This is a genomic window from Paenibacillus sp. BAC0078, assembly GCF_054483875.1.
Map to the genome: position 1 here is coordinate 178,477 of NZ_JBTLRW010000012.1, position 9,882 is coordinate 188,358.

The following is a 9,882-nucleotide window of genomic DNA, read 5'->3' on the forward strand; positions in this document are numbered from 1 at the left end:
CGGAGGGGAGATCATGAAGAGGATAAAACTGTTTATGGATACCACCGTGGAGATCCAGGTTATTACCGGCAGATCACAGGATAAAGCCGCTGAGGCGGCCCTGGATCGGGCCTTCGAAGCCTTTCGCAAGGTCGAGCAGGCCTGCAGCCGGTTTAGCCCGGATAGTGAGCTGATGCAGGCTACGCGGCAGATTCAGACCCCTATACCGGTTAGCCCGTTTTTGTTTGAGCCGTTGAAGTTTGCCCTGAAGGTGGCTGAGTTGACCGAAGGCTCATTTGATCCCACGGTGGGGCAAGCACTGGAGAACTTGGGTTTCAATGAGCATTATTTAACTCAGCAAGCAATTCACAGCTCTACCTCAGCTTCCGCCTCCTACCGGGATATTGTCCTGGACGAGGAGAAGCATACGCTGTATTTACAGAAGCCGCTGGTCATTGATCTAGGGGCGGTTGCCAAAGGCTTTGCCATTGATTTAGCCGCACATGAGCTGCAAGCCTTCGAGGGTTTTGTCGTCAATGCCGGCGGCGACCTGTATGCCGGAGGCTTGGATGAAACCGGGAGCAAGTGGAGGATCGGCATTCAGCATCCTGTGCATCAGGAACAAATCCTCCACACACTTGAGCTTTCAAACGAGGCCATCTGCACTTCCGGAAGCTATGAACGCAAAAGCTCCATACACCCGGAAACTCATCATATTATCGACCCAAGCAGCAAACAATCGCCGCATGAAATGGTTAGCTGCAGTGTAATTGCCCCTTATGCCATGATGGCGGACGCCTTCTCGACAGCCAGCTTCTTGTCTGGTGTGGAGCACGGGGCAGCGTTTATTGAGCAGGTGAATCTCAAGGGAATCTTTATCACTTCCGATTTAACAACAGTTACGCTTGGAGGGATACACATTGAAAGTTAAACAATGGCTCAAAACACCAAAAGGGTACGTCATCCTGTGCATGCTTGCCTATGTACTGCTGGCTTCAGCCGGATCAATGGATATCAAAGGCATCATCAACACAGGCATTGCCGTCAGTGTATCCGTAGCCGCTGACATGCTATGCACCTCTCTTGTCAAAAAGAAACGAACCCCGCCCTATAGTGCCGTCATTACAGGACTTATCGTCGCTCTGATCTTAAGCACAAGCGCTTCATGGCTCGTTGTCGCTGCGACTTCTCTGCTCGCTATTGTGCCGAAATATGTGTTTGTGAATAAGAAAAAGGCCATTTTCAATCCGGCGGCTCTCGGCCTGCTCTTATCCAGCCTGCTCTTTCAAACCGGACAGAGCTGGTGGGGGGCCTTCGGCGACCTTCCGGCCTGGACCTTGATTTTCCCCGTGATCGGCGGTTATCTGGTAACGAACCGTGTGAATAAATTCCCTTTGGTCTTTTCCTTTCTCGGCACCTATTTCGTCCTGCTGCTGATCATGGGAATATTCCAGTTTGGCGACGCTACTGATGCCCTGCGGATTCCTTATATCAATGCCAGCCTGTTCTTTGCCCTGTTTATGCTTACGGACCCGCCTACCTCACCAGCCAAATATAAAGATCAAGTCATTTTCGGTATCCTAAGCGCTGTTGTGGGAGCTATGGTGTATGCATACTTCGGCGGTCTGATCTACTTATTTGTAGGGCTGCTTGCCGGTAACCTCTATCACTATGCAAGAATAAGACCTTCTTATCATACACGGGCCTCGAGAGCTTCGTTATCGTGATCTATATTCTATTGAACTTTAGGCGATGAACCTCCCCTACTTACGCTTCGCATAGAAGTAGGGGTTTCTTACCAGGCATACCGTTACTTTCTGCAAACAAATAGGTTGGCTACTTGCTTTCGCTGCCAGAAGCGGAAATCTAACGGTATGGTTCAGTAAGCAACACTTTTGCAGTGGGTGGGAACTCACCATCTACTACTTTTCGCTAAACTAAGCGATCCGTAGATACTTGATCGATTTCGTTTCGCCCAAATATCGGATTTCTCCATACAGATACTTGGACAAAATTCCTTTGCTTCCATGAACATCCCGATGTTCTTTATAGCCGCACGAACATGTATACTTTCTTGTAGAAGTCTTTTTTCTTCTACCGCAACAAGGACATTGTTGACTCGTGTAGCTTTCATCTATCGACTTCACGCTTGTTCCATGTTTTTCAAGTTTGTATTTGAGTTGTTTCCGAATCTTACCGAAGCTCCAATTGGATAACTTTTGCGAAACGATTTTCCTTTTCTTCTTTTTCGTATGACGCTCTACGCCTTCCACTTGGCCAATCACAACTTCTCTGACGTCATTTTCCGCACACCACTGCACAAATTGTTTGGTTGTTTTATGAATGACATCATGGAGTTGGCGTTCGCTTTTGCTGAGTATGTAGGTTTTGGCTCCCTTGTACTTTTTCCATTGCCGACTGCCTTTTTGGCATTTGCTCATAAGCTTCTGGATCTCTCCCAGCTTCTTGTTTCGAAACCGATGAATGCTTCTTGCTTTTCTTCCCGTGATAATGATCGACTGGTTTGCGGTGGTCGTTGCCGCGATCGAGTGGATTTCACCCAGATCCACTCCTGCAACCTCGCTGCTCTCGTTTACCTTTGCCACATTCCCATCCTCATAGCAAATCGAAACCATGAGTTTTCGGTCATACACCAGTTCGATTTCTTTGATCTCGTCGGCACCCGGCAACTTGGCAACGATGATCTGAATCGGTCGCTGGCGCTTGCCGTTTTGGATACCCAGACTTAATTGTATCGTGTTGCCCTCTATTTTGAACGATTTGCCTACCCATTTCGTGTTGAAATTCGTCTTGTTTTTGTAGGGGTATTTGGTACTCAGGCCCTGGTGTTTAGCTTGTTTTGCGCTATCTCTGGCAAATAGATATTTATGACAAACAGCCTGTACAGACTGTGAATGCAGGGAGAACTGATTTTTTAGGGCGGCTTGAAGTTCTGTTTTTCCAATCCATTTCCCATCATGCAGCAGGGAATAGTTCTTTGCGATAGACAGACACTGGTTCCAGATTTCGGCTGAGATCCGGTTACACGCAAACAATCTGTCCAGGTCAGTTTTGGAAGTTTGAAACGCTGTTTTGACACATCGGATCACTCCGCTTTCACCTCCTTCCCTTGATTCTCAATATAGGTTTTCAATACTTCCAGAGGTGCGCCGCCTACGGTAATCAGACAGTAGCTTTGCGACCAGAAATATTCTTTCCACAATTTCTTTTTTACAACGGGGAAATCTTTCTTGATCAGACGAGAACTGGCACTTTTATAGGCGTTGATAAATTTGGATAGTTCCGTGTTTGGATGCGCCTTGAAAAGCACATGAATATGATCGTGGTCGTGATTCCATTCACTTATCGTAATACGATAGTTTGCTCCTATACGTTCAAAAACGCTTTTTGCATACTCGGAAATCTCATCCGTTAGCACCTTTCTGCGATATTTGATACAAAGTATGAGATGGTAGTTTAAGGAGAACACTGAATGATTATTTGAGTCTAACTTCATCAATACACCAACCTTATATCTAACTAAGACTGATTATATCAAATTACCATAAACCAGAGCAATCAGAGCTTCCAGGCTTCACCTGGCCGATATTCACCCCCTCCCTATATAGAGGAAGGGGACTTCTCTCGGAAGGCCGTTAAAAAGGGGCTCCAGCAGCCCGCTCCGAGAATAGCCGTTCCGCATAATCGCTAATCAGCCCTTGCATGGCGAGCTTTGCGGACCATTCGGCAGGAATGCCGTTCAGTCCGTAGTAAGCACCGGCAATTTGCCCGTAAACTGCGCCTGTGGTATCGGCATCATTGCCCAAATTAACGGCGAGCAGTGCGCCTTCAGCAAAGCTGGAGGATCTGTGAAATGCCCAAAGCGCGGCTTCCAGTGATTGCACCACATAACCCGAGCCTTGAATTTCCGGCGGTTCTTTATGCTTGTATGACCCGCGCATAATGTCCCGGATGCTGCGCTGCAGCTTCTCCTCCTGCAGCCAGCCCTCGAAGGCCTCAGGGTCCAGCACCTCCTGCTTGCTCCAGCCGTGCAGCCCGGCGAGGATATAAGCCGCCATCAGGCGGCAGGCATCCACGCATTCGGCAGCCGCATGTGTCGTCCGCGAGCTTCGCGCCGCATACTCTATAGCGTTTGCCGGGTCCTCCGAGTAATACATGACGACGGGCGCCAGACGCATGATCGAGCCGTTTCCGGCGGCATGCGGGTCTTCCGAGCCGCTGTAGCCTTCGCCGCTGGCTTCGAAATGCAGCAATGCGGAGCGCGTGGCATTCCCGATGTCGAAGCACTCGCCCGTGCTGCTCAGAAAGCCCTCGCGGAACCACCTGACATACCGCCGCATCTGATCGGCGGGGTCAAAGCCCCGGACCGCAAGCAGGCTGTCCGCCAGACATAACGCCATTGAGGTATCGTCTGTCCACTGCCCCGGCTGGAGCTTGAACACACCGCCCCCGATAATGTCGACAAGCGGCGCAAACGTGCCAGGCGCCTTAAATTCGGCGGTGGTCCCTAAGGCATCCCCCGCCGCCAGCCCTTGCAGGCAGCCTTGATACCGGTCGCTGCTCAGTGTCATTTTTGCACCTCCTGTATAGGGTCTTCCGAACATTGACGAACGTTGTTAAGTCTACAAGTCCATCCGGCGTTTACTCCCCGGGATAAGCAAGTCCCCACTGGGCACGGACCTGATCCAGCAGCTTCAGGATCGCCAGGGATTCATCCAGCGTCAGCACCGGGCTCTCTGTAAGCCCCGCCTGCAGGCAGCGGCCCACTTCCTCTGCTTCGAAGGCGTACCCGACGGAGGTCCGGTCATCCTCAAAGGTCTCCGCCAGCTCGCCATCAACATACAATTCGGCCGATTTCGGATTCACAAGGGTACCTTTAACAATGATATGGCCTTGCGTTCCGAACACTTTGGCCTCCTGCAGCATATTCAGGCGGACTCCGCCGCTCAAGACTGCTGTTTTGCCACCGCCGTAGGACAGCAGCAGCGAGAAATGCTCATCTACACCCGTTTCACCGATATGCACCGTGCTGGCGATACTCTCAGGATGCGGCCCAAAAATCATGGAAGCAAAAGAAATCGGATAAATGCCGACATCCAGCAGCGCCCCGCCGCCCAGCGCCGGATTCAGCAGACGGCTCTGCGGATTCCATTCTGCACGGAAGCCGAGATCGGCCTGGACCAGCCGGACTTCTCCGATCCGCTCTGCGGCAATCCATTCTCTGACCTTGGCATTGGCCGGAATATAGCGGCTCCACATCGCTTCCATCAGGAACAGCTTATGCTCACGGGCATAAGCCACAACCTCTTCAAGCTCGCCGCTGTTCACGGTAAAAGGCTTCTCGCAGAGAACAGCCTTCCCGGCACGCAGCGCAAGCAGTGCATTGTCTTTATGGAAAGGATGCGGCGTCCCGATATAGATCGCATCCACCTCAGGATCATTTACCAAATCCTCATATGTGGCATAGGCAACGGGAATACCGTGATTGCGGGCGAATTCATCGGCGCTTTCCTGGTTGCGCGAGCCGACAGCATAAGCAATCCCATTGCTGGCATGAGCCAGATCTGTCGCGAACTGGTGCGCGATCCAGCCGGTGCTGAGAATTCCCCATTTCACCCTGTAAGCGTTGTCTTTTATCACAAAAAATCAATCCTCCTTGTATTTGGACCTGATCCCCTTGATTCTACCAAACTATATTTAGCGTATACAAGCGTCGCCATAGTCTGTCACACCATAGCGAGCAACGCGTATACGCTAATTATGGAAAAACCTATCGTCACAAGCAGCGTTGCCGCATTCCAGATCCGGCTGATGAGTGCAAGATTCTGGATGTAGCTTTTCAGGAACATTTTCCGCAGCAGCAGATGAAGCAGCCGGATAAAAATAAAGCCGAACCAGCCAAACAGGCAGATCAGGAGCAACTCCGTACTCCATTTATTCACAAACCGGTCAGCCGTCGCCCCATCATAATGAATCGGCACAAAATCCGGCATCTTGGGGTAGAGATAGATATACAGCAACACAGGGATCATCGCAGCAACACTGCTTATGATCATCGTCAGCTTGCTTTTGAACATAAATTATCGTCCTCCTATACTGGGATCATCCGAGGGTACGGCTAACTGCTCTCGTCTACTCCCAGCAAAAAAATCCGTTCCTGGAATCCGCCGTGGCGCTCTGCTTTTTCTGCGCGGATCTGCTCGGGGTAATTCAGGGCTCCCCCCGTGAATCGCCGTCAGCGCCCGGATGACCTCCAGCAGATCCGCCAGCTCTTCAAGCGCCAGCCTGTCATTATCTTCGCGGAAGTACTCCTCCGCTTCCTCACGCAATTTCATCGCAGCTCATATATGTATTCTTCATGCTCCAGTATTCTGGTTGTACAGGTCCGCCCCCCGGCAGCAATCAGCTCCGGAATTCTGTCACGCACTAGCTTATGGTACTCAGGCAACTTAAGCAGCTCCTTCCATTATATATTCTCTATCGTCATCCTGCCCGGGATTGCTTTGACTGCTGCAGCAATTTGTTCACAGCAAAAAACTCTTCCCGAAAACCGCAGGCGGCAGCCGGGAAGAGTTTTTTAACTTATCTGATTGGAACAGTCCTGTTATTTCGCCAGTACAAGCTCCAGACGGACATCAAGATTATTCTCTGTATCCAGTACAATCGAGTGCGGGTTGGTCATGCCGAAGTCCGCAAAGGTTACAGTTGTTTTGCCTGACAGCTTAAGCTGTCCGCCGCTGTATACGGCTTGGGAATCAAAGGTAACGTCCTTCGCAATGCCTTTGACGGTCAACGTTCCCTGCAATTGAACAGGTACCGCTGTGCCCTCGGTCCATTCAGCCGGCAGCTCGGAGAACGACTTCACAACAAAGGTGGACTGTGGAAATTCTGCTGCCGAGAGGTAATCCGCACTCTTCACATGCTCGTCTCTCTGGCTGTTGCCGGAATCCAGCGCGCTCATCTCCACCGAGCCTTCGCCGGTCATCGCACTGGCATTGTCCAGATTCACGTTCCAGGTTCCTGTAACGGAAGGGTCCACGAAATTAACCGTTTCCTGGGAGGTCGTTACCGACCAGTATACTTTCGAAGTGTCGGCTATTTTCCACGTACCGTTTAATTGTTCCGCTGTAACGGCTGCTCCCGCCGAAGGTGCTGCTCCATTTGTAGAATTCGTTCCGTTTGCTGCTCCTTGCGTCTGTGCCGGAATTACGGACTCGATTTCAACATTATTGCCCAAGCTGTTTCTTAATAAGGTAAAAGCCGTGATGGCTCCTATAACAACGACTCCTGCGGCGACTACGGCGATTGTTTTTTTCTTCATCCTATTTTCCTCCATCCATGTTTTTTGTATGTTCTCTATGGCTTGGCTCCCATTCTAACAAAGCAATATGTCGGGAATAAGTCAAAGCGCCGTACCCTGCACCTGTGTTAAAATTGTCTTAATTTTTACTAAATCCATGGCCGCTGTCCCGGGAACCGTTCGATCCTGCCGGACTTGTTAAGGAGGCTTGCTGTATATGATGAAATCCATTCTGATTGTTGAAGATGAAGAAGCGATTGCCAGGGTGCTTAGCGCCTATCTGAAAAAAGCGGGCTTCCAGGTCACCCGCGCCGCCGACGGGCGCACTGCGCTGGAAGCCTTCGAGGCTGCGCCGCCCTCCCTGATCCTGCTCGACATCATGCTGCCGAATATGGACGGCTTCGAGCTGCTTGGCCTGATCCGCGAGAAAAGCAGCTGTCCCGTAATTATGCTGACGGCGAAGGACGGCATAGCAGACCGGCTGGCCGGACTGGACGGCGGGGCCGATGATTATATGTCCAAGCCCTTCATTCCCGAGGAGGTAGTGGCGCGTGTAAACGCGGTGCTGCGCCGCCCGTCCCAGTGGTCTGACGGCAGCCGCAAACGCCATTTCGGCAGTCTGTTTATTGATTTCGGCGCCCGCAGTGTATTCCTGAACGGAGCTGAAGTATCCCTAAGCCCGCGCGATATGTCGGTGCTGCTGTTCCTTGCAGAGCGCCCGAATCAGATCTGCACGAGGGACCAGTTGCTTGAGCATGTATGGGAAATGGATTATGAGGGGAGCGACCGGGCGGTGGATCTGTCGATCAAAAGGCTGCGTCAGGCGCTTTCGCACTGGCCTCCCGCTGAAGGGGAGATCCGCACACTGCGCGGAACGGGGTATCAATTATGGACCACCTGAAGAAGCGGAGAAAACACACCTCCATCCTCTCCTACTGGACGATCCGCTATCTGCTGATCATCAGCATCGGGCTGCTGCTCACCGCGCTGGTCACCTTCTGGTGGATTCAGCAGGAAGCAATGAACAACCGCATGCAGACCACCGGGATGCTTGCCCAGGAGATTGCCGACCGCAGCATCAATGCGGACGGCAATCTGAATATCACCCCCAATCTGAGTGTGCTGATTGAGGACCGCAAGCGCTTCTTCCAATTAACAGCGGAGATGTGTGTGATCATCACGGACCCCAAGGGAGAGATTCTGTTCACACTGCCGCAGATGACCGTAGAGGAGATCAAGCGCTACAATATTAACTACAGCCTAAACAAGTCTCTCAGTTCGGAATACAAGACTGCCACCGCCAGTATTCAGGTAAACGGCAAAACGCTGGGACATGTGATGGTGCTGCAGGCCAAATCCACGCTTAAGTATATCCCCCGGGAGGAGATCACCTTTTTTTTCATTATTGTGCTCTTCCTTATTATCTTAAGCTGGCTGACCATCTACCTCTTGTCCATCAAGCTGGCCCAGCCGATTCAGCGGGTAGCCGCCGCCGCCTCGCAGATCAGCGGCGGCGAATATAATATCATTCTGGGGACGGAAGCTAAGGAGCGGGAAATCCATGAGCTGCTCCTATCCTTTCAGGAGATGGCCGGCAAGCTGCAGCAATTCGAGCAGTCCAGGGCGGTCATGCTGGCCGGAGTCTCCCATGAGCTGAAGACGCCGGTCACGTCGATCAAGGGACTGGTCCATGCGGTACGCGAAGGCATTGTCGAGGATGAGGAAGCGGACGAGTTCCTAGATATCGCCTTGCTGGAGGCGGAAAGACTGCAGCGCATGGTTGCTGATCTTCTGGATTACAATGCCCTGACCGCAGGCATCGTCGCTATCCGTCATGACCGGCTGGATGCCGTTCCGCTGCTGGAGGAAATCGTCTACCAGTGGAAGCTCACACAGAACGAGAATGTCCTGGAGCCTGAGCTCCAGCTTCCGGCCAAACCGCTGCTGCTGCGGGGAGATCCGCTGCGCGTCCAGCAGATCATCGTCAATCTGCTCAACAACAGCGTGCAGGCCCAGCGGGAGGGGCAGCAGCTTCAGTTGAACATCTCCCTTGCGCAGTCCCCGCAGGGCAATGCGGAAATCACCGTTACTGATAACGGAAAAGGCATTGAGCCGGACAATCGCGAGCTAATCTTCGAGGCCTTCTTCCGCAGCAGCGACAAGCAAAGCACACTTCGCGGACTGGGCCTCGGCCTTACCTTCAGCCGCCTACTCGCAGAGGCGATGGGCGGAAGTCTACAGCTTGGCGACAAGCCGGAGCAAGGCTGCTCATTTGTGGTAACCCTGCCGCTGTGGGATTAGTTCTGTCAGGATTAAATGATTTCGTACGTAAGCGATTGCCTATCTATCAGGTAACTGAGGTGGAATTTCTCCACTTCATCCCGCTGAGTGACCTCCCCCGGGATGGTTAGCGGGAAAAACTCAGACTGTTGAGAAACCCAATAATTCAATACGACATCGCATTCATTTGGTATAATATAGGTAACTTTGTAAGAAAGTGCGGTGTCTCATGTTAAACGAGAAGGATCAAGGGAATAGCGGGAAATATCAAATGGAGCTTGTCTGTTTGGATCAGTTGGTTC

General features: G+C 51.7%; 10 protein-coding genes and 1 pseudogene. 4 read left to right on the forward strand and 7 right to left on the reverse strand.

The features are described from left to right. Nucleotides 1-13 precede the first annotated feature (13 nt). Nucleotides 14-910 (forward strand): FAD:protein FMN transferase, encoded by an 897-nt coding sequence (locus ACX1DY_RS21455; RefSeq protein WP_458966234.1) that lies wholly within the window; start codon nt 14-16, stop codon nt 908-910. Next, entirely contained in the window at nt 900-1,706 is an 807-nt protein-coding gene (locus ACX1DY_RS21460) for an RnfABCDGE type electron transport complex subunit D (protein WP_458966235.1), read from the forward strand. The genes ACX1DY_RS21455 and ACX1DY_RS21460 overlap by 11 nt, the downstream gene beginning before the upstream one ends. Nucleotides 1,707-1,916: 210 nt before the next feature. On the opposite strand, the gene ACX1DY_RS21465 is transcribed toward ACX1DY_RS21460, so the two are convergent. The 7 genes and pseudogenes from ACX1DY_RS21465 to ACX1DY_RS21495 form a co-directional block, all read right to left on the reverse strand. Further along, nucleotides 1,917-3,089: an RNA-guided endonuclease InsQ/TnpB family protein gene (locus ACX1DY_RS21465; protein WP_458966236.1), complete on the reverse strand. Its 1,173-nt coding sequence runs from the start codon at nt 3,087-3,089 to the stop codon at nt 1,917-1,919. Then, nucleotides 3,086-3,496 (reverse strand): IS200/IS605 family transposase, encoded by a 411-nt coding sequence (gene tnpA, locus ACX1DY_RS21470; protein WP_458966237.1) that lies wholly within the window; start codon nt 3,494-3,496, stop codon nt 3,086-3,088. The genes ACX1DY_RS21465 and tnpA overlap by 4 nt, the downstream gene beginning before the upstream one ends. Nucleotides 3,497-3,635: 139 nt before the next feature. Next, nucleotides 3,636-4,571, reverse strand: a complete 936-nt coding sequence (locus ACX1DY_RS21475) for an ADP-ribosylglycohydrolase family protein (protein ID WP_458966238.1) — start codon at nt 4,569-4,571, stop codon at nt 3,636-3,638. A gap of 70 nt (nt 4,572-4,641) precedes the next feature. Then, a complete protein-coding gene (locus tag ACX1DY_RS21480) occupies nt 4,642-5,640 on the reverse strand; it encodes a Gfo/Idh/MocA family protein (RefSeq protein ID WP_458966239.1) in 999 nt (332 codons plus the stop codon). Between the two features lie 86 nt (nt 5,641-5,726). Then, complete coding sequence (locus ACX1DY_RS21485) at nt 5,727-6,077, reverse strand: DUF1648 domain-containing protein (RefSeq protein WP_458966240.1); 351 nt, start codon at nt 6,075-6,077, stop codon at nt 5,727-5,729. 41 nt (nt 6,078-6,118) lie between these two features. Beyond that, nucleotides 6,119-6,448: pseudogene (locus tag ACX1DY_RS21490) on the reverse strand (nucleoside triphosphate pyrophosphohydrolase). A 156-nt stretch (nt 6,449-6,604) separates the two neighbouring features. After that, nucleotides 6,605-7,321 carry a YceI family protein gene (locus ACX1DY_RS21495; RefSeq protein WP_458966241.1) on the reverse strand — a complete coding sequence of 239 codons (717 nt, stop codon included), beginning with the start codon at nt 7,319-7,321 and terminating at the stop codon, nt 6,605-6,607. 199 nt (nt 7,322-7,520) lie between these two features. On the opposite strand from ACX1DY_RS21495, the gene ACX1DY_RS21500 reads away from it, so the two are divergent. Continuing rightward, nucleotides 7,521-8,201, forward strand: a complete 681-nt coding sequence (locus ACX1DY_RS21500; RefSeq protein ID WP_458966252.1) for a response regulator transcription factor — start codon at nt 7,521-7,523, stop codon at nt 8,199-8,201. Beyond that, a complete protein-coding gene (locus tag ACX1DY_RS21505) occupies nt 8,189-9,601 on the forward strand; it encodes a sensor histidine kinase (RefSeq protein ID WP_458966242.1) in 1,413 nt (470 codons plus the stop codon). Before ACX1DY_RS21500 ends, ACX1DY_RS21505 begins: the two co-directional genes overlap by 13 nt. Nucleotides 9,602-9,882 lie beyond the last annotated feature (281 nt).